The 18793-nt window shown below is 36.2% G+C and carries 17 protein-coding genes and 3 tRNA genes; 10 read left to right on the top strand and 10 right to left on the bottom strand.

Features of this window, described 5'->3' with window-relative positions; translation table 11 throughout:
- Positions 1-88 precede the first annotated feature (88 nt).
- The 4 genes from IPP61_18710 to IPP61_18695 are packed head-to-tail and all read left to right on the top strand — an operon-like array spanning position 89 to position 4950.
- A complete protein-coding gene (locus IPP61_18710) occupies positions 89-1384 on the top strand; it encodes a citrate transporter (protein ID MBL0327161.1) in 1296 nt (431 codons plus the stop codon).
- Between the two features lie 2 nt (positions 1385-1386).
- Entirely contained in the window at positions 1387-2727 is a 1341-nt protein-coding gene (locus tag IPP61_18705) for a DUF1446 domain-containing protein (GenBank protein MBL0327160.1), read from the top strand.
- 3 nt (positions 2728-2730) lie between these two features.
- On the top strand, positions 2731-3030 hold the full coding sequence (locus tag IPP61_18700) for a hypothetical protein (protein ID MBL0327159.1): 300 nt from the start codon (positions 2731-2733) through the stop codon (positions 3028-3030).
- A gap of 3 nt (positions 3031-3033) precedes the next feature.
- Complete coding sequence (locus IPP61_18695; GenBank protein MBL0327158.1) at positions 3034-4950, top strand: acetoacetate--CoA ligase; 1917 nt, start codon at positions 3034-3036, stop codon at positions 4948-4950.
- Between the two features lie 26 nt (positions 4951-4976).
- Here the strand turns inward: IPP61_18695 and IPP61_18690 are convergent.
- From IPP61_18690 to ruvC, 5 genes are all read right to left on the bottom strand, one after another.
- Positions 4977-5050, bottom strand: a tRNA-Arg gene (locus IPP61_18690).
- Between the two features lie 38 nt (positions 5051-5088).
- Positions 5089-5163: transfer RNA gene (locus IPP61_18685), tRNA-Pro, on the bottom strand.
- Positions 5164-5208: 45 nt separating this feature from the next.
- Positions 5209-5547 carry a four helix bundle protein gene (locus tag IPP61_18680; GenBank protein MBL0327157.1) on the bottom strand — a complete coding sequence of 113 codons (339 nt, stop codon included), beginning with the start codon at positions 5545-5547 and terminating at the stop codon, positions 5209-5211.
- A gap of 57 nt (positions 5548-5604) precedes the next feature.
- A tRNA-Ser gene (locus IPP61_18675) sits at positions 5605-5691 on the bottom strand.
- Positions 5692-5916: 225 nt separating this feature from the next.
- Complete coding sequence (gene ruvC, locus IPP61_18670; GenBank protein ID MBL0327156.1) at positions 5917-6486, bottom strand: crossover junction endodeoxyribonuclease RuvC; 570 nt, start codon at positions 6484-6486, stop codon at positions 5917-5919.
- 239 nt (positions 6487-6725) lie between these two features.
- Here ruvC and IPP61_18665 point away from each other — a divergent pair, with 239 nt between their 5' ends.
- Genes IPP61_18665 through IPP61_18655 form a run of 3 tightly spaced genes read left to right on the top strand, consistent with a single transcriptional unit; the run spans position 6726 to position 9206 of the window.
- Positions 6726-7463: a flippase-like domain-containing protein gene (locus tag IPP61_18665; protein MBL0327155.1), complete on the top strand. Its 738-nt coding sequence runs from the start codon at positions 6726-6728 to the stop codon at positions 7461-7463.
- A 5-nt stretch (positions 7464-7468) separates the two neighbouring features.
- Entirely contained in the window at positions 7469-8584 is a 1116-nt protein-coding gene (locus IPP61_18660; GenBank protein MBL0327154.1) for a glycosyltransferase, read from the top strand.
- Between the two features lie 7 nt (positions 8585-8591).
- Positions 8592-9206, top strand: coding sequence for a polysaccharide deacetylase family protein (locus tag IPP61_18655; protein ID MBL0327153.1), 615 nt, complete (start codon positions 8592-8594; stop codon positions 9204-9206).
- Here the strand turns inward: IPP61_18655 and IPP61_18650 are convergent.
- The 3 genes from IPP61_18650 to IPP61_18640 all read right to left on the bottom strand — a co-directional run bounded on the left by IPP61_18650 (position 9182) and on the right by IPP61_18640 (position 11752).
- Positions 9182-9688 carry a hypothetical protein gene (locus tag IPP61_18650; protein MBL0327152.1) on the bottom strand — a complete coding sequence of 169 codons (507 nt, stop codon included), beginning with the start codon at positions 9686-9688 and terminating at the stop codon, positions 9182-9184. The genes IPP61_18655 and IPP61_18650 overlap by 25 nt on opposite strands.
- 9 nt (positions 9689-9697) lie before the next feature.
- Positions 9698-10654 carry a hypothetical protein gene (locus IPP61_18645; protein MBL0327151.1) on the bottom strand — a complete coding sequence of 319 codons (957 nt, stop codon included), beginning with the start codon at positions 10652-10654 and terminating at the stop codon, positions 9698-9700.
- A gap of 120 nt (positions 10655-10774) precedes the next feature.
- Positions 10775-11752, bottom strand: a complete 978-nt coding sequence (locus tag IPP61_18640) for a hypothetical protein (GenBank protein ID MBL0327150.1) — start codon at positions 11750-11752, stop codon at positions 10775-10777.
- A gap of 177 nt (positions 11753-11929) precedes the next feature.
- Here IPP61_18640 and IPP61_18635 point away from each other — a divergent pair, with 177 nt between their 5' ends.
- Positions 11930-13447, top strand: coding sequence for an aldehyde dehydrogenase family protein (locus IPP61_18635; protein MBL0327149.1), 1518 nt, complete (start codon positions 11930-11932; stop codon positions 13445-13447).
- Between the two features lie 18 nt (positions 13448-13465).
- Here IPP61_18635 and IPP61_18630 read toward each other — a convergent pair whose 3' ends face one another.
- Positions 13466-14593, bottom strand: a complete 1128-nt coding sequence (locus IPP61_18630) for an FAD-binding oxidoreductase (GenBank protein ID MBL0327148.1) — start codon at positions 14591-14593, stop codon at positions 13466-13468.
- 103 nt (positions 14594-14696) lie between these two features.
- Positions 14697-16721 carry a glycoside hydrolase family 127 protein gene (locus tag IPP61_18625; GenBank protein MBL0327147.1) on the bottom strand — a complete coding sequence of 675 codons (2025 nt, stop codon included), beginning with the start codon at positions 16719-16721 and terminating at the stop codon, positions 14697-14699.
- 182 nt (positions 16722-16903) lie between these two features.
- On the opposite strand from IPP61_18625, the gene IPP61_18620 reads away from it, so the two are divergent.
- A complete protein-coding gene (locus IPP61_18620; GenBank protein ID MBL0327146.1) occupies positions 16904-17803 on the top strand; it encodes a prohibitin family protein in 900 nt (299 codons plus the stop codon).
- A 206-nt stretch (positions 17804-18009) separates the two neighbouring features.
- Entirely contained in the window at positions 18010-18774 is a 765-nt protein-coding gene (locus IPP61_18615; protein ID MBL0327145.1) for a hypothetical protein, read from the top strand.
- Positions 18775-18793 lie beyond the last annotated feature (19 nt).

Genomic DNA, 18793 nt, shown 5'->3' with positions numbered 1-18793 from the left:
CCCGATACAATAATCCCAAACTTATTCAATAATTTAGGGGCAGCGAAAGATTTATAGTTTTTCGGAATTCAACCTTAACATTTTCAATATGCTGGCTTTATTGGGCTTTGGCACCATTCTGGTCTTTTTGGTGCTGATTATGACCAAAAAAATGTCTGTCATGACGGCATTAGTTCTCACGCCCATTCTTTTTGGGTTTTTGGCTGGTTTTTCACCGAAAGAATTAGGCGATTTTGCCATAGCCGGAATCAAACAGGTAGCTCCCACGGGCATTTTGTTGATGTTTGCTGTTTTGTATTTTGCTACCATGTTAGATGCCGGGCTTTTTGATCCTGTCATTGCATTTATCATAAAGTCTGTAAAAGGTGATCCATTGAAAGTGGTTATTGGAACCGCCATATTAACCATGGTTGTCCATCTTGACGGTGACGGTACTGCCACCTTTATGATTGTCATTTCCGCATTTTTGCCTATATATAAAAGACTGAAAATCAATCGTCTTGTACTTTCAAGTATTGTCGCTTTAAGTGTAGGGCCTATGCACCTGGTGCCATGGTCAGGTACCTCAGCAAGAGCCATTTCCGTGATGAAATCAGATGCTATGCATATTTTCAATCCAAATATTCCTTCGATAATTGCAGGTGTTGCCTGGGTTTTGTTTGTGGCTTATTATTTGGGAAAAAAAGAAAGAAACAGACTTGGCGTGATTGATTTGGATTATAATCATTCCAAAAACCTTAGTCAGGAACAGCAAGGATTGAAAAGACCTAAATTGATTGTATTCAATGCCCTTTTAACCATTTTTTTGATAATTTCACTCACCATGGGGTGGGTTCCTGCACCTGTAATATTTGTGGTTTTCAGTATGTTGGCCTTGTTAATCAATTATCCGAAACTTTCTGACCAAACAAAAGTACTAAAAGGACATGGAACCAATATTTTCATGGTTTCGAGTATGATTTTCGCTGCCGGTATTTTTTCCGGAATCTTAACCGGTTCAAAAATGATTGAAGCCATGGCTGGTTCGTTGGTAAGTTTGATTCCTCAACAACATGCCAACTGGCTGCCAGTACTTACTGCCATTACGAGTTTACCTGCCAGCATACTTTTTACACCTGATGCCTATTATTTTGGGGTAGTTCCCATTTTGGGTCAAACAGCTAGTCAGTTTGGAATTGACCAGCTCGAAATAGGTAGGGCTGCACTTTTGGGCCAGATGACTGTAGGATTCCCAATCAGCCCGCTCACAGCATCTACGTTTTTATTGATTGGCTTGTCAGAAGTAGATTTGGGTGAGCATCAAAGGCATACGTTTTGGTGGGCTTGGGGAACCACAATAGTAATGACAATTATGGCAATTATTTCGGGTTCAATACATATTTGATAATGAAAGAAAAAATCAGAATAGGCTGTGGAGCAGGTTTTTCCGGTGATAGAATTGAGCCGGCAGTGATTTTGGCTGAGAAGGGCGAACTAGATTATTTAGTTTTGGAATGTTTGGCTGAAAGAACCATCGCATTGGCACAAAAGCGAAAAATGGCCAATCCGGACAAAGGTTATGATCCGTTTTTGGAAAGAAGAATTGAGGTTTTATTGCCGCATTTGGTGAAAAATAAAGTAAGATTAATCACCAATATGGGGGCTGCAAATCCAGTTATGGCTGCAAAGAAAGTAAAGGCCTTGGCCGAAAAAAATGGATTTGATATTAAAGTTGCTGCAGTTTTCGGAGATGATGTTTTGACTTATCAAAATCTTCCTATTGAAGCCTTTGAGATTTTTAATGGAGAAAATCAAGCCTTTGAATTAATAAAAGAAAAAAACAATGATACTTTGATTTCAGCCAATGCATATATCGGGGTAGAAGGAATTGTTGAGGCCTTGGAGTCTGATGCACAGATAATTATAACCGGAAGGGTGGCTGATCCTTCTTTGTTTTTGGCTCCGATGATTTACGAATTTGGATGGTCAAAAGAAGATTATGAATTACTTGGAAAAGGAACTGTAATTGGCCATTTGATGGAATGTGCCGGACATATTACCGGAGGATATTTTGCCGATCCTGTTAAAAAACCAGTTCAGGACATGGACAAATTGGGACATCCTTTTGCGGATGTTTTCTCAGATGGTTCGGGCATTATTTCGAAAGTTGAAGGCACAGGTGGAATTATAAATCTAATGACCGCAAAAGAGCAGTTGCTGTATGAAGTGGTTAATCCGTATGAGTATTATACTCCCGATGTAGTGGCTGATTTTACTACTGTTAAGCTGGAAGAAATAGCTGAAAATCAGGTAAAAGTTACCGGGGGAGGTGGAAAAACGAAGCCGGAAAATTATAAGGTAAGTGTGGGCTACAAAGCTTTCTTTCTTGGAGAAGGTGAAATTTCTTATGCCGGTCCTTCGGCATTTGAACGGGCAAAACTGGCTAGTGAAACAATTGAGAAACGTATAGCCACTCAATTTGATGATTTTAGAATAGACTATGTCGGTTTCAATTCTGTTTTCGGAGATAAAGATAATCCTGTTATTCCAAATGAAGTAAGATTAAGAATTGCCGGTAAAGCCAAAGATTTTGACACTGCTTCTTTGATTGGTGAGGAAGTGGAGGCACTTTATACCAATGGTCCGGCAGGTGGAGGTGGTGTGAGGAAATACACCAATGAAGTTATCGGTATCATGTCGGTTTTAGTAAAGAGAAATTTTATTTTTCCAATGGTGAAAATATTTTAGAATATGAAATTATACGAAATAGCCCATAGCCGTGCCGGAGATAAAGGCAATGTTTCGACTTTATCTTTGATTCCTTATGAAGAGTCTGATTATGAGTTGCTTAAAATTAAAGTAACAGTAAATGTGGTAAAAAAACATTTTGGAAAAATTATAAAAGGAGAAATAGTAAGGTATGAGATGCCCAATATCTCTTCCCTGCTTTTCGTATGTCAGGAGGCATTGGATACTGGTGTAACTACCTCATTACGAATGGATACACACGGCAAGGCACTGAGTTATAAGTTATTAGAAATGGAAATCTGATTTATGTCAAAAATTATCTGGGCACCCTCCGAAAAACATATTCAGGATAGCAATCTTTATCACTTTTTAAAATTTGCCGAAAAAGCGACAGGTAAGACTTTTTCTGATTACAATGCTCTTTATAATTGGTCTTTAGTTTGCCTTGATGATTTTTGGGTGGTTTTGGCTGATTTTTTTGAGATAAAATTCTCAGGAAAATATGAAAAAGTAGTTTCTGATGAATCTGAAATGTATCAAAAAAAATGGTTTTCAGGTGCTTATTTGAGTTATTCCAAACTTATTTTTCGAAATAACAACGCTAAGCAACCTGCCATTATTTATAAGTGTGAAAATCAGGAAGTAAAAAGCATAGCCTGGCACGAATTGGAAACTTCAGTGGCCAATCTTGCCTATTGGTTAAAATCTACCGGCTTTCAAAAAGGAGATACTGCGGTTGCTTATTCATCCAATAACGTGGAGACTATCATCGCATTTCTTGCAGTAAACAGCTTGGGAGGAATATGGTCCTCTTGTTCTCCTGATTTCGGCTCCGAGAGTGTAATTGAGCGTTTTGGACAAATAAAACCGAGAGTATTTTTTGCCAATTCTAGTTATCAATACAACGGGAAGTCCTTTGATATTTTGCAAAAAGTCGAAGAAATTCAAAACGGTATTGGCTCAGATCTCAACACAATTTTATTTGAAAGTAAACAATGGAGTAATATTATTTCTCAAGAAGCCAAGCACTTATTGGAGTTTACAGAGGTAGAATTCAATGATCCGATTTGGGTTTTGTACAGTTCGGGTACGACCGGAAAGCCAAAAGCCATTGTTCACCGAACAGGTGGGATGGTTTTGGAGCATCTAAAAGCACTGGCTCTGCATCAAAATGTGAAAAAAGGCGAGCGATATTGCTGGTATTCCACCACAGGTTGGATGATGTGGAATTACGCTCTTTCTTCTTTACTTACTGGAGCTACTTTGTGTTTATATGATGGCTCAGTGGCTTATCCAGACTTAAATGTCATTTGGGATTTTGTGGATGATCAAAAAATCAATCATTTAGGAGCTGGGGCAGCATTTTTTCAAACATGCTTAAAGTCCGATATTAATATTTCGGGGAAAGACAAACTTCTGAAAACAATAGGCTCGACTGGCTCACCCCTTTCTGAAGAGGCATTTAACTGGCTTTCTGATAAAATTACAGGAGTTCCGGTAATATCACTCAGTGGTGGGACAGACGTTTGTTCGGCATTTATTGGAGGGAATCCAATGCTACCAGTCATTTCTGGCGAAATACAATGCAGAATGCTCGGAGCAGCCATCGAAGCCTGGGATGAAAACGGCGAATCAGTCAATGGAGATTTGGGAGAGTTAGTGATTGCAAAACCAATGCCTTCTATGCCGGTATTTTTTTGGAATGATAATAATAATGAAAAATATAAGTCTAGTTATTTTGAAAAATATCCGGGAGTTTGGTGCCATGGTGATTGGATAAAAATTACGGAAAATCGCGGGATTATTGTTTTCGGAAGGTCTGACGCCACCTTGAATAGGGGAGGGGTAAGAATTGGAACAGCAGAAATTTACAGTGCAGTAGAGACTTTAGAATTTATTAAAGATAGTTTGATTGTCTGTATTGAGAAGGAAAACGGAGATTTCTATATGCCTTTATTTGTAAAAACAGACAAAGAAATTAGCGATGTAGATAAAAAAGCCATTAATACCAATCTCAGAGGATTATATAGCCCCAGACATGTCCCAGATGAGATAATTATAACTCCAGATATTCCTTACACCATCAGTGGAAAGAAAATGGAAATGGCTGTTAAGAAAATTTTGATGGGAGCCTCCCCCGAAAAGGCCGCTACCCGCGATGCCATGAAGAATCCTGAATCATTGGATTGGTATGTGGATTTATACATTAATTATGTAAAATAAAAAAGCCCGGCATTAGCCGAGCTTTGTGATCCCGATAGGATTCGAACCTATGACCCACAGATTAGAAATCTGTTGCTCTATCCAACTGAGCTACGGGACCTCCTTAAATTTAAAAAAGCAGCAGAAGCTGCTTTTTTGTCGGGGTGGCAAGATTCGAACTTGCGACCTTCTGCTCCCAAAGCAGACGCGATGACCGGGCTACGCTACACCCCGAATTAGTTTAAGTTTATGTGTGAGTTTTAAGTTTTAAGTAAAATATTAATTAACAGACTTTATTAATCCAGACATCATTTTAATACATTCCAATGTTAAATCTTTTAGATAATTAAAATCATTAAAATAAACATCTTCAATAACAATAAGTAAAGCTGAAACTTCTAAAAGGGAAGTCTTTGACATAACATAAAAATGTTTCTTGTCTGCTTTGCTCTCTCGTCCTGAGCCTTCTGCTAAATTTAACAAAGAACTTAAACTTGCTCTTTTGATTTGATCTCTTATTTCTAAGTCAATTGATTTATTAGAAAGAATTTTTGTGAAAATTTCTTTATTGATAAATCGTATCTTTTCAAATACACTCAGTTTTTCAAAATCAAACACTTAAAGAACTAATTAAACTTTTAACTTTCACTAAAACTTTAACTTTTACCTAGTTCGCGGAGAGAGCGGGATTCGAACCCGCGGTACCGTTTCCAGTACGACAGTTTAGCAAACTGTTGGTTTCAGCCTCTCACCCATCTCTCCTTCCTCTCGAAAAGGTTTGCAAATATAGACCTTTTATTTTTCTGAGCAAAATCTGGAGTCAAAAAAAAGCAATTATTTCAAAACTTTTTTTACCTAAAAATATAAAATATTGATTTGTAATGCTTTAAAAAATGCCCTTTTGAGCAATATTTTAAGGGTTTTCTGATAAAAGTAAAAAAACAGGTTTTTGAGATGGGTTATCCTCAACGCAGATTTGAAACTAAATCATTTCAACCTGTCAGGGTTTTCAGATAAAAAAGCCGACCATCCCGATTTCTTAGAAGTGTTATCATTTAATGCTTTGGTTTTTCCATGCATAAAATGACAAACAGCCACGGCCAGTCCATCAGTTGCATCCAGAAATTTCTTTTCCAATGTCTGGTTAAATAGCTTTTCGAGCATATAAGCTACCTGGTCTTTGGTCGCGTTTCCATTTCCTGTGACACTTTGTTTTACTTTTTTTGGCAAATATTCTACTATATTGAGGTCTCTCGCCAAGGCAGCGGCCATTGCTACTCCCTGGGCTCTACCCAATTTTAACATCGACTGCACGTTTTCACCATAAAAAGGGGCTTCTATGGCCATTTCTCCGGGTTGATAATCAATAATTAGCTGAGTGATTCGCTCAAAAATTTTCTTCAATTTCAATTCATGGGTATTGTATTTTTCCAATCGAATTACTCCATATTGAATAATTCTAATTTTCGAACCATCGACGCCAATTAGCCCATAACCCAACACTCGCGTACCCGGATCGACACCTAAAATGATTTTTTCGCTTATTTTTGCTTCCAAAAGAAAGATTTCTGATAAATTTCCCGAAAATTAACTCAAAAAAGCTGATTAATCTGCTAAAATTCTTCGTTTTGGCCGGATTGCTTTATTTATTATTCCAAAAAATCAAAGAAATCAGTTTAACAAAAGAAATCCTGTTTCGTTTATTCCTAACAATTTACCACAATTTCTACCTTTTATTTTTTGCGATTATCCTTTTGGTTGTTAACTATGGTTTGGAATTGAAAAAATGGCAGCTTTTGACAATTTCATTCGAAAAAAGAACTACTAAACAAGCCCTGGGTGATATTTTACATGGATTGATGGCCGGAATATTCACTCCTTTTATGATAGGTGATTTTTTGGGTAGAAGCCTTGGATTTAAGGTGAGAAACCGCTCTTTGGCCGTCGCTTCCAATTTTTTTAATTCCATGGCTCAGTCTTTAATAGCCATATTTTTAGGTACTTGTGCTCTATGCATTTGGTATTTTGGATATGAAGTCCCCTACAAAAAATGGCTACTTGTAATATTAATCGTGATGAGTCTTGCCACAATTTTGGGTTTGTTTTTTATTCTAAAACTTAATATCTCCTGGGATTTTGTAAAAAAGATAAGTTTTCTAAAAAAGTTTACTTTACGTACCGTAACCGAACTTGATATTGAAAATGTTTTGAGGATTAAAATTTTAGTTTTTTCAGTTTTAAGAAATCTTGTATTTTTTCTTCAATTCTACCTGGTTCTTTTAGCTTTTGGATTACAAATACCTTTCGATTTGGCTTTTATTGGCATCAATTTTATCTTTTTGTTAAAAACAGTTGGTGGCGGACTAAATATTTTGGGCGATTTGAGCATTAGAGAATTGGTGGGAATCAACTTTTTTGGATATTATAATTATGATCCTACCTCAATTTTGGTGGCCACTTTTTTAGTATGGTTTTTAAATATCTTTCTGCCTGTTTTATTCGTAATCATTAATCCCCGATTTTTCAAAAGATGAGCCCAATGATATCCCTAATATTTATAATTTATTTCATTTTCTTGTTCATAGGAATATTTATTTGGCTGTTTTTTGTTAAGCCAAATGATGTTGGAACTAGTCAGGAGGGAAGCAAGTTTTCAGTGATTATTCCGGTTAGAAATGAATCAGAGAACATTTCCAGGTTATTAAAAAGTCTGGAAAATCAAAGCTTAGGGTCTGAGAAATTTGAGGTGATTCTAGTGGACGACCAGTCAGATGATGATACCAAAAGCAAAGCATTGCAATTTTTTGAAAATTCAAAACTTAACTGGCGTATTTTAGATTTAAACCCAGATGAAAGGGGAAAGTCACCCAAAAAAAATGCAATAACCAAAGCCATTAACTACTCTCATAATGAGCTCGTTTTTTGCACCGATGGTGACTGTGAACTTCCCAATGAACTACTTTCAGAATATCAGAAAGTATTTGATAATAAAGAAGTTATGTTTATTTCGGGGCCGGTGAGTTTTTTTGATGTAAAATCGAGGTTATTTAGGAAATTATGGAATAAAATTCAAATAGTTGAGTTTGCATCTCTGGTTGGTGTTGGTGGAAGTTCAATATTTGTCGGAAGCCCAAATATGTGTAGTGGTGCAAATATTGCTTATCGAAAAGTGGTATTTTTTGAAGTAAAAGGTTACGATGGAAACGAGCATCTGGCCTCTGGTGATGACGAATTTTTGATGCATAAAATTGCCCAAAAATATCCGGGTAGTATTAGGTTTTCGGGAGGAATTAAATCTTTGGTGTTAACAAATGATTCCAAAAATTTAACCCAATTTTTTAACCAAAGAATCCGCTGGGCAAGTAAATGGAGTTTTTATAAATCACTGGTTCCCAAAATATTGGCGATTTATGTTTTTGTTCTTAACCTTGGTAGTATATATTTGTTAATGAGTGGTTTTTGGTTTTGGTTAATTGCAAGAGCCATTTTTGAATTCATATTTTTGGTAATAATTTTGACAAAATTCAAAAAGATTAGTTCAATAATTATTATTCCGCTGGTTCAATTCATTTATCCGTTTTACGTTGTGTTTTTTGGGATAAAATCATTTTTTTCTAATAAAAAATACTCCTGGAAAAGTCGCGAACTTTCATAAATTAAATATGGCAATTTCGAAATTACTAAATACAATATTCCCCAAATATCTTTGGAAAGTTGATAGAGATGAAAAAGTCATTTATCTGACGTTTGATGATGGCCCGGTGCCTTATTACACTGATTTTGTGTTGGATCAGCTTAAGAAGTACAATGCCTCGGCTACATTTTTTTGTGTGGGCGAAAACATTAAAAAGCACCCGGAAGTTTTTCAAAAGCTTATTAATGAAGGCCACTATGCAGGCAACCACACCTTCAATCATTTGAAAGGCTGGAATACGGAGAATAAGCAATACATTGATAATTTTTTAGAATGCCAGTTGGAGATTGAAAAATTTTCGAAAAGTGGTTTATTCCGGCCCCCATACGGCAGGATAAAGAAAAAGCAGGCCGAAGAAATTTTGAAAACACATAAAATAATAATGTGGTCGGTACTAACCAGAGATTATGATTCAGACTTTGATGCTGAAAAGTGTTTGAAAAATGCCATTAAGAAAACTGAAAATGGTTCAATCGTTCTTTTCCATGATTCAGAGAAGGCATGGAAAAATCTAAGTTATGTTTTGCCGCGATATCTGGAATATTTTTCGGAGAAAGGCTACAGTTTTGAGCCACTGGTATAGATTCTGAAAATCGCAAATAATGCTACAAATCCAGATATAAACTGCATACTTGCAAATATGGTTTCGCCCTTGTTAAAGGTAAAATAACCCATCAGTAAATGACCGCAAAGCATTAATATCCAACCACTAACAAGCCATCTGTGGGCCAGACCAAATATGGCCATAATAAATAATAATGAAATTGTAAACTCAAGCCAGGAGGATTCTTTGAAAATGAAAAAGAGAAGAATCATTACAAAAATCATGATTCCATATAAAATCTCCTGATGTTTTAATTCTTTTTGATGGGTAAACAATCCAAACAATAGAATTGAAAGAAAGCTTATTTCCAATCCTACAAGCAGCATACTTCCGAGGCTGTAAAAATAAAAAATCGCTAAAATTGAAGCTAAAAGGCCGATTTGCCAACCAGATTTTTTGCCTAAACTCAATAAAACTTTGTTTAAAAAATATAAAACCGCTACCGCAGATTGTAATAACATGTCCACCTTTTAATGATTGAAAATAGTTTTCAAATCTATGGATTTAATTTGGTAGGCAACCTTTGATTCCCATTGTTTTTGTTGAAAAGTATTCAAACTGTGGTCAGATTCTTCGTCATATTTTTCCTGCATTTTGTGGGTACTTCTGTAAAACTCCAGATATTCATATTTTATCATTGAAATGAGATCATCTCTGGTTTCAGCCTTAAAGGATTTTATTTTTTGCAAAAAAAGCAATGAATTGAGATAGCTGATGTCAAAATGCAATTGCTCATGTCTGAGTCCTTTGTCATTTTTAATTTCAGGTTTAGCCCATGACATATTTTTGTCGGTGAAAACACTGGGTCTAATCTCAACTATTATTTTGTGGTTTTCTACGAAAATTTTAGAATCATAACCAAAACTGGTAAAAATGGCTGCTCCGTAACCTGATTTATCTCTGATTGGCCCCAGGAAATCATTCCAACCCACTTTTCTTTGTTGATAATATACCGTATCGGCAGAACTTTTTGAAAAAAAAGGAAAAATCTTAACTTCAGAGTCCGTTGCAAATGCTTCTAATTGGCTTCCAAAATTTTTGATATAATTTACAACATAAGATAAGCCTCCGTCTATCGCAATTTTAACCTGATTCTGCACATTTTCAATATTTTTCCCACTCAAAGATCTGGAATATTGGCCTTTATTGTTTGCTCTGCACAGCCTTGTGGTATCGTTTTGTAACACACTGTAAGCCTCGATTTCATAATTAATCCTTCCTTCGATATTATTTCCTGATTTCTTTTCGGTCAATTCCAGATTTTTTATTTTGAATAAAATCTTCACCTTAGGTTGTGATCCCAGGTTGTATTTCGAATAATATTTAAAGATCGTTTCAGGAACAGACCTTTCAAATCCGACCTGGACTTTTCTCCCATCAGTATTAAATATTTCCCCAAAGCTTTTATTTTGTCCAGATTTTGTCATTTCGATAGATGAAATGGTAAAGTTCTCAAATTTAATTTCCGGATTTTTTGTGTCAACCCTGAATATAATTTGAGCCACCGAAAAGTGAGAAATAAAGAGAAAAAACCAAAACTTCATACTTTAATTGTCGTCAGCTTCTTTTCTGACATTTAACAAACGCTGCAACCACGCTTTCATTATTTCTTTTTCTTCTTGCGGGTCGGCTTGAAACTTCCCAAGCGAATTTATCTCAGGTTGTCCGGCATCAATCCAGGCGGTGTACCACACATCTGCAATCATTTTCACAGAAGCTTTTAGCCGTCTTTCTACCTGATTGTCAAGCATTTTATGGTATTCTGAAGAAAATTCTCTTGAATAGGTTTTAATTGTGAGGTTATTTCTTTCTTCGATAGTAAATTTTTTATCTTCCTGGAATTTGCTTGTAAGCATTTTTTCAAATTTTAACACCGAATCCAATCCGGCATGAGCTTCCAAGACGCCTTTCCAGGATCTTTTCATGATATTGGATTCATACTCAGCTTTACCTATAAACAAATCATATTCTTGACTAAAAAGTTCGGGCAGGCGTGACTCCCAAAAAGCATGGATACCATATTGATTGGTAAGTTGGCCATTGTAATTTGCTGTGGTATGAAGCGGAACATTAGAATCCGCAATATAATGACCCAAATCTGTGGAAATTCTTAAGATTTGTTTAATTTCTTTTTTTGCAAAAGCTTCAGTTAATTGAAATTTCATTCGCTGTATCTGCCAGGGAACTATACCGTGAGCCATCAGTGTATCTTCCGAATATCTTTCGACAGCAGCTTTCCATGTCATTTTTTGTAAATTGTATTGAACTGAATCCGGATAATCATCGAGGTCAATGAAATGCCTTTCTGCCTCACCCACAACCGCATATCTCCTTTGGTCAGGATTTACGGCATTTTCAGTAATGTAATCGATATTAGTTTTAAAGAAGCCAAACATTTCCGGCGGCAGACTATAAACAGCTAACCTGTTGATAATCGGGTGGGTATAAAATCCCCAGTTGTTAATTGAGAGGGTAAATGACGATAAAATTATTATCAAAAGAATTAGTGGAACTCGGGATTTCATTTTAAAAATTAGTTGGTTTACTGTAAATGTAAATTTCAGAAATCTTTTTGTCAAATTTTTTACAATAAAAATGTGGGCATCGAAAGCAAAAGTTTTAGATTTGTAAAAATGATATCATCAATAAACCAAATTCCTGAAATGGATTATTAATTCTCACTTTCGGGTAAAATTATTTAAATGAAAGAAACACTTTTCAATCTTGGAATAAAGGAATCTAATCCCGGAATTTCTACAGGCTCACAATATTGGCAGGGTTCCGGGCCAATTATCGAGTCTTTTTCACCTACAAATGGCTCTTTGATAGGGAGTATTGGTTCAGGTACTTTTGATGACTATAATGTGGTAGTTTCAAAAGCTCAGGAAGCTTTTCAAGCCTGGAGAATAATTCCAGCCCCCAAAAGAGGTGAAATGGTGAGACAAATGGGTGAAGCTTTCCGAAAACATAAACAAGATTTAGGAAGACTGGTGAGCTATGAAATGGGAAAAAGCCTGCAGGAAGGGTTGGGTGAAGTACAGGAAATCATTGACATCTGTGATTTTGCGGTAGGGCTTTCAAGGCAATTGTATGGCTTAACGATGCACTCAGAGCGTCCCTCACATCGCATGTATGAACAGTGGCATCCACTAGGTGTGGTTGGAATCATCAGTTCTTTTAATTTTCCTGTAGCGGTTTGGAGTTGGAATACAATGATTGCCTGGGTTTGCGGTAATACCTGTGTTTGGAAACCTTCTGAGAAAACGCCACTCTCGGCTTTGGCCTGTCAGAATATTATTTTATCAGTTTTGAAGGAGAATAATTTGCCGGAAGGTCTTTCCGGACTGGTGATTGGTGATGCTGCAATAGGAGAGGCAATGGCTAAAGATCACCGTATAGCATTAGTTTCTGCCACAGGAAGTACCCGAATGGGGAAATCGGTAGGACAAAATGTGGCTGCAAGAATGGGTAAATATCTGTTGGAACTGGGTGGAAATAATGCCATAATCATAACAGAATCAGCCGATTTGAAATTAGTTATTCCAGGCGTTGTGTTTGGAGCGGTAGGTACCGCAGGTCAAAGGTGCACCACTACTCGCAGGTTAATAGTTCACAAGAGTATCAAAGATAAAGTAGTTAGTACCTTGAAATCTGCCTATGCTCAGTTGAAAATAGGTGATCCTTTGGATTCAGCCAATCATGTGGGGCCGTTGATAGATAAAAATGCAGTCGAAATTTACAAAACTGCGATAGAAACTGCCAAAATGGATGGAGGAAATGTGGTTTACGGTGGAAATCTTTTACCTGACTTGAGTGAATGCTATGTAGAGCCAACCATTATAGAGGTGGAAAGACAGATTTTGGTGGTTTGCACTGAGACATTTGCACCCATTTTGTATGTTATTGGTTATGAAACACTTGAAGAGGCTATTAGGCTTCAAAATGAGGTTCCACAGGGTTTGTCTTCAGCTATATTTACCAATTCCATGAAAGAAGCGGAGAGATTTTTGAGTGTGGAAGGCTCAGATTGTGGTATCGCCAATGTTAACATCGGAACTTCAGGAGCAGAAATCGGAGGTGCATTTGGAGGAGAAAAAGAAACCGGTGGTGGTCGTGAAAGTGGCTCTGATGCCTGGAAGGCCTATATGCGTAGGCAAACCAACACCATCAATTATGGTGATAGTTTGCCATTAGCACAAGGTATAAAGTTTGATTTTTAATTTGTTCTTTTTCAGAAATTAGCCGTTGGATGTAAGTTCTTCGGCTAATTTTTTTGATAGGGTGGGAGCCAAAGCTACACCCATTCCATTCATACAAACGTTGGCCGAAAGATTAGGTTTCAGAATTTGAGAAATAGGCGTTTTAGACTCATTGAATGCCATTATTCCACTCCATGTGTCTTCAATCTCAAATTTTTGACCAGGTAAAATTTTCTCTTTCAGGATAGTTTTTAAATTATCAATTATGATTTCGGAAGTTGCAAAATCCAGAGTAGATTCACCTTCGAGGTCAATATTTCTTCCACCTCCCAGTAGCACTCTGTCTCCCACGTTTTTGAAATAATAAAACCCTTTGTCAAAATGGAAAGTGCGGTCAAATTTAAGACCTTCTATCGGTTTTGTGATAAGTACCTGACCCCTGCCTGGTTTGATTTTATATTCCGGCAATAAATCACCGGTGAATGCATTTGTATTGATACTTAAATGGTTAGTGGTAAATTCGCCTAAATTCTCGGTTTGAACTTTAACCTGAACATCGTCAGCATTATAACCAGTAACTTTAGTGCCAAAAAATATTTTTACATCCATTGAAATCAATGTTTTATACAGGCTGTAAAATAATTTTCCGGGATGAATAGAAGCCTCCTGATTGTTGCTAATTGCGTATTTGAATCCTTCAAATCCACTATTCTGAATAATATTTTTGTCCAGATAAAAATGATAATATGATTTTACATTTTCAGCAATATTTTGATTCAGTTCTTCCATTTTGGAATGTGCAGCCTCAAATTTTTCTTCATCCAAAAACAATTCACTTGCACCGCAAGGATTATAATCTATAGTATTACCGAAGAAAGTTTTGATTATCTGGATACCTTGAAAACGGTTTTCTGTCAACTCGAGCGTAGTTTGCCAACCTATATTATCCACATTTGCCAAAAGTTCAGATGGAGATCCAAAACACGAAAATCCTGCGTTTTTTGTGCTGGCTCCCTGCGGCAATGTTCCTCTTTCCAGAATGGCTATCTGAGCACCCGGTCTTTTCTTCTTTAAAAAATAAGCCAACCACAAGCCGGCAAACCCTGAACCTACTACTATATAATCGTAGTTTGGCTTAAATAAATCTTTCTCCCAATAACTAAACATATGCTGCGAATTAATTTTGATTCAAAAATAGCTTAAATATCCAATTGTATTTTATGAGTTAACTTAGGTTTCTAGAAAGAATTTCGTCAGGTTTTGAACTAAATTAGTATGATTCTATTTTTATATTGGAAAATTTCGTTGGGAACCAAAGTTTCATTTCACCTACCCCACGGTTTGAACGAGCATAATATGGTATGAGTTTTATATTTTTAGTTTCAGTTTTTATTTCTGTTTCACTTACATCCACTATTTTCCCTTCGGTAGTCAAGGTTCCAACACCTTGTAATATCTCGGGTTGATAGGTATAATTAAATTTCGAGAATTCAGGAATCATAATATTTGATGTTTTGCCATTATTGTCGGCAAATTCGGCACAATACAATACCGGACCTCTTTGAACTGACAGTAAATTTTTATTTGCAACTATTTTAGGATTTGAAAATATCTGATAAGTGTCCATCGGGAAATTTATCTCTACCAGGTCACCTTTTTTCCAAACCTTTTCCAAAATAATGTAACCATTTACTATTTTTAAATCTGGACTTGAAACTGTCACTCCATTGATTTTTAATATTTCTCCAATTTCTGCAACCACATTGGCACCATATAAATCAGTAGGGAAAACATTGCCATTTGCCCAACCCGGAATCCTGAATTTCAATGTGTAGGTTGTTCCTTTTTTATTGGTCGAATTGACTTCAAACTTAATTTTTCCATCCCAGGGCATATTGGAGGTTTGTTTTACCATTAGTTTTTCTTTTGGATTAATTTCGATTTCAGTTTCACTTCCAATGTACAGATTTACAATTAGTTGATTGTCTTTTTTTGCATAAATGTATCCGGGAATTGATGGCATAAACCGGCAAATATTGGTCGGACAACATGAACAGGTAAACCAGGGTGAGCGTTTGTTTTCGCCCCCGAGTTCGCCATGCGAAAATCTATATTCCATTGGATTGGCATAGTAAAAACTTTTTCCGTCCAAACCAATACCTCCCAAAATACCATTGAATAGCGTTCTTTCGACCATATCCATGTATTTAGCTTCTCCGGTAAGCATAAACATCCTGTGGTTCCAATAGACATTTCCTATGCCGGCACAAGTTTCACAATATGCATCTTCGTTGGGTAGATCATAATCCTGACCAAAACCTTCCCAACCTCCCGATGCACCGATTCCACCGGTAATATAGGTTTTCTTTCCCGCAGCATTTCCCCATATTTTATTTATGGCATCGATATATTTTTGATTTTGGGTTAACGCAGCAACATCTGCCATGCCGGCATATAGATAAGTGGCTCTTACTGAGTGGCCTATGGCTTCGGTTTGCTCAGTTGCCGGTTTGTGGTCCTGCCAGTATTCGCCTGTTTCCCAGACAGTCGCTCCGGCGGTACCTGGAGATTTTGGATAGATTCTTTTACCTCTGGCTTCAATAAAAAATTGTGACAAATCGAGATATTCTTTTTTCCCGGTAGCCAGATACATTTTTACCAAACCCATTTCAATCACCTGATGTCCCGGTGCTACTGATTTTTTGTCAGGCCCAAAGACAGTAAGCAGGTGATCTGCATTTTTTACAGCAAGATTAAGCATATTTTTTTTACCTGTGGCCCAATAATGTGCGGTTGCGGCTTCATAAAAATGCCCGGCATTATAAAGCTCATGACTATGTTCATGCTCTTTTTCATAACGTTCTTTTCCGATCCAATTATGCTTATCTCCCATAGTTCTTACAGTATAAAGGTATCCATCGGGCTCCTGAGCAGCAGCGATTAAATTGATGAGCGAGTCAACATAGGAATCTAATTTAAAATCGTATTTGACCTGCAGAGAGTAGGCTGCTCCTTCTATGGTTTTGTAAACGTCGGTGTCGTCAAAAACATAAACTCCGCAAAACTTACCGGTTCTGGCAGCAGCTTGTTCAAAATTTTTGATTCTGCCGGTGGTTTTGCATTGTTCAAATGACCAGGGTATAGTTACCGTTCGGTTGATTTCAATTTTTGGCAGCCAAAAATTGTCGTTTAGCTTTACTTTGTTAAAAGAAATGCCCTGATACGGGTAAAAAGATTGTGAAAAACCTACTGAACTGTATATTAAAAGGAGAAAAATAAAACCGATTTTTTTCATTTTAGTTTGAATAATTATATGGCTTAAATATAGTTTTTTTATTTTTTTTATAAGCCAATTTTGGACCTAAATATTTATCAAAATAAAAAAAAATATTAATTATTATCAATTCTGACCTTTTATAAAAAATCATAACAAACTCCAATGATTTACAGTAAATTAGCAGAAAAAATAAACAAAAAATGTTACTAATTATTATTGGTGTGCTTGCCTTGCTTGCAGCCTTCAATTTATCTAAACTTAATAACCCACTTTCAAGATTTTCAGGTGGCATTAAAATCGGTGGATTTGTTTTGGCTGCATTGGGATTATTGTCCACCATGGTTGTTCAGATTGACGCCGGGAAAGTTGGGGTTCAGTCACTTTTTGGTAAAGTAAAACAAGAAACTCTTCCGAGTGGATTGAACATTGTAAATCCATTGGTAGATGTGAAAGAAATGGACATTAAGACCCAAAATTATACCATGTCTGGTGTTCATGATGAGGGTTCGAAATCTGGTGACGATGCCATCAAAGTATTGTCTGCAGATGGGTTGGAAGTAACCATTGACCTTACGGTACTTTTCCGGATTTTGCCTGAAAAAGCTCCAAATATTGTAAGGGGAATTGGCCTTGATTATGTAGATGTGATTGTCAGACCACTTTCAAGAACCAGAATTCGGGATATTTCAGCCAATTATGAGGCGGTAAGTTTATATTCCTTGAAAAGGGATGAATTTCAGACAAGGATTTTTGGGGCCATTGAAAAAGATTTTAAAACCAGAGGTCTTGTTTTAGAGCAATTATTGGTAAGAAATATTACCCTGCCAGAATCGGTTAAAAAGACCATAGAATCAAAAATCAATGCCGAGCAGGATGCCCAAAAAATGCAGTTTGTATTGCAAAAAGAAAAACAGGAAGCAGAAAGGAAAAGAGTTGAAGCACAAGGTATTGCTGATTATCAGCGTATTATAACTTCCACACTTACTGACAAACAATTGCAATATGAGCAAATAAAAGCCCAGAAAGATTTGGCGGCATCGCCAAATGCAAAAATAATAATTATGGGAAAAAATGCCCCAGTGATGTTGAATGCCAATTAATTTCAATGGAAATAAGGCTTTTGTGAATTAGCTTTCAATCTAAAATTATTTTTGTCAAAATAACAGGAAGTATCTTAAGCAGGTATTTCCTGTTTTTTTTTATCATTTTGAAAATTTTATATGAATTTCTTGCAAATTTAGGGTTAATAGTTAAATTTGATATTAATTGATTGAATTTCAGGTATTTATTTTAATATTATAAGCTCATGAAAAGTATTATTTTATTTTTATCCTTAGCATATTTGATAAATTGTCAAGCTCAGGAACCACCCAAGGAATATTTTGTACAAAACCTCAAATTTTCTTCTTCTGATAGTAAAATAGATGTCAATTCTGAGGGGGACACCATTTTAATCAGTTATTTTAAAGAGAATAATCTAAGGCTAAATACGATAAATCTGAAAGAGTTGATTTATAAAGGCACGCCATTTTTTATGAATGGGTGGTTTAAGGGTTCGGTATTATTAGAACCCAACGGGAAATCTTCAGCCGGGTTACTAGGTTATAATCTGGCTCAGAATAAATTATATGTTTCTCTGGGTGCCAACCGCGATGTGATGGAAATTGCACCTTATGAGTTTGAAATAGAAAAGCATGTTTTTAGAAAATACAACAAACAGTACGCCGGTGCAGGTGATTTTTACTATGAAAAGTTGACTGAAGGCCATTTTGAGCTTTTCAGGCAAAATAAGTGTATGTTTTATCCGAAAGTTTCGGGTGACAGAACAGGTTATGAAGCCAGTGGAGATGGGTATGAAGGTGAGTTTTTGAAAAAGACTGAATACTATGTCAATTGGAGAGAAAAGATGCAGCTTGTTTCTAATAATTTTAAAATTTTCGAACCTTTTAGCAAAGAGGCCAAAAAGTATGCTTCGGAAAACCACTTGTCATTAAAAAAGCCTGCTGAATTGATAAAAGTTGTCAATTTTGTAAACGAAATCGCAAAAAAAACTCCCCCGGAGAATCTCTGAGGGAGTTTAGGAAATATTT

The sequence above is a fragment of the Cytophagaceae bacterium genome (assembly GCA_016722655.1).
Taxonomy (GTDB): Bacteria; Bacteroidota; Bacteroidia; order Cytophagales; family Spirosomataceae; genus Leadbetterella.
This window is presented reverse-complemented; position numbering and strand designations above follow the sequence as displayed.

Excerpts from the sequence above, each read along its gene's own strand:
- IPP61_18710 (MBL0327161.1), top strand. The coding sequence starts at position 89 with ATGCTGGCTTTATTGGGCTTTGGCACCATTCTGGTCTTTTTGGTGCTG.
- IPP61_18705 (MBL0327160.1), top strand. The coding sequence starts at position 1,387 with ATGAAAGAAAAAATCAGAATAGGCTGTGGAGCAGGTTTTTCCGGTGAT.
- IPP61_18700 (MBL0327159.1), top strand. The coding sequence starts at position 2,731 with ATGAAATTATACGAAATAGCCCATAGCCGTGCCGGAGATAAAGGCAAT.
- IPP61_18695 (MBL0327158.1), top strand. The coding sequence starts at position 3,034 with ATGTCAAAAATTATCTGGGCACCCTCCGAAAAACATATTCAGGATAGC.
- IPP61_18660 (MBL0327154.1), top strand. The coding sequence starts at position 7,469 with ATGATATCCCTAATATTTATAATTTATTTCATTTTCTTGTTCATAGGA.
- IPP61_18655 (MBL0327153.1), top strand. The coding sequence starts at position 8,592 with ATGGCAATTTCGAAATTACTAAATACAATATTCCCCAAATATCTTTGG.
- IPP61_18650 (MBL0327152.1), bottom strand. The coding sequence starts at position 9,688 with ATGTTATTACAATCTGCGGTAGCGGTTTTATATTTTTTAAACAAAGTT.
- IPP61_18645 (MBL0327151.1), bottom strand. The coding sequence starts at position 10,654 with ATGACAAAATCTGGACAAAATAAAAGCTTTGGGGAAATATTTAATACT.
- IPP61_18640 (MBL0327150.1), bottom strand. The coding sequence starts at position 11,752 with ATGAAATCCCGAGTTCCACTAATTCTTTTGATAATAATTTTATCGTCA.
- IPP61_18635 (MBL0327149.1), top strand. The coding sequence starts at position 11,930 with ATGAAAGAAACACTTTTCAATCTTGGAATAAAGGAATCTAATCCCGGA.
- IPP61_18630 (MBL0327148.1), bottom strand. The coding sequence starts at position 14,593 with ATGTTTAGTTATTGGGAGAAAGATTTATTTAAGCCAAACTACGATTAT.
- IPP61_18625 (MBL0327147.1), bottom strand. The coding sequence starts at position 16,721 with ATGAAAAAAATCGGTTTTATTTTTCTCCTTTTAATATACAGTTCAGTA.
- IPP61_18620 (MBL0327146.1), top strand. The coding sequence starts at position 16,904 with ATGTTACTAATTATTATTGGTGTGCTTGCCTTGCTTGCAGCCTTCAAT.
- IPP61_18615 (MBL0327145.1), top strand. The coding sequence starts at position 18,010 with ATGAAAAGTATTATTTTATTTTTATCCTTAGCATATTTGATAAATTGT.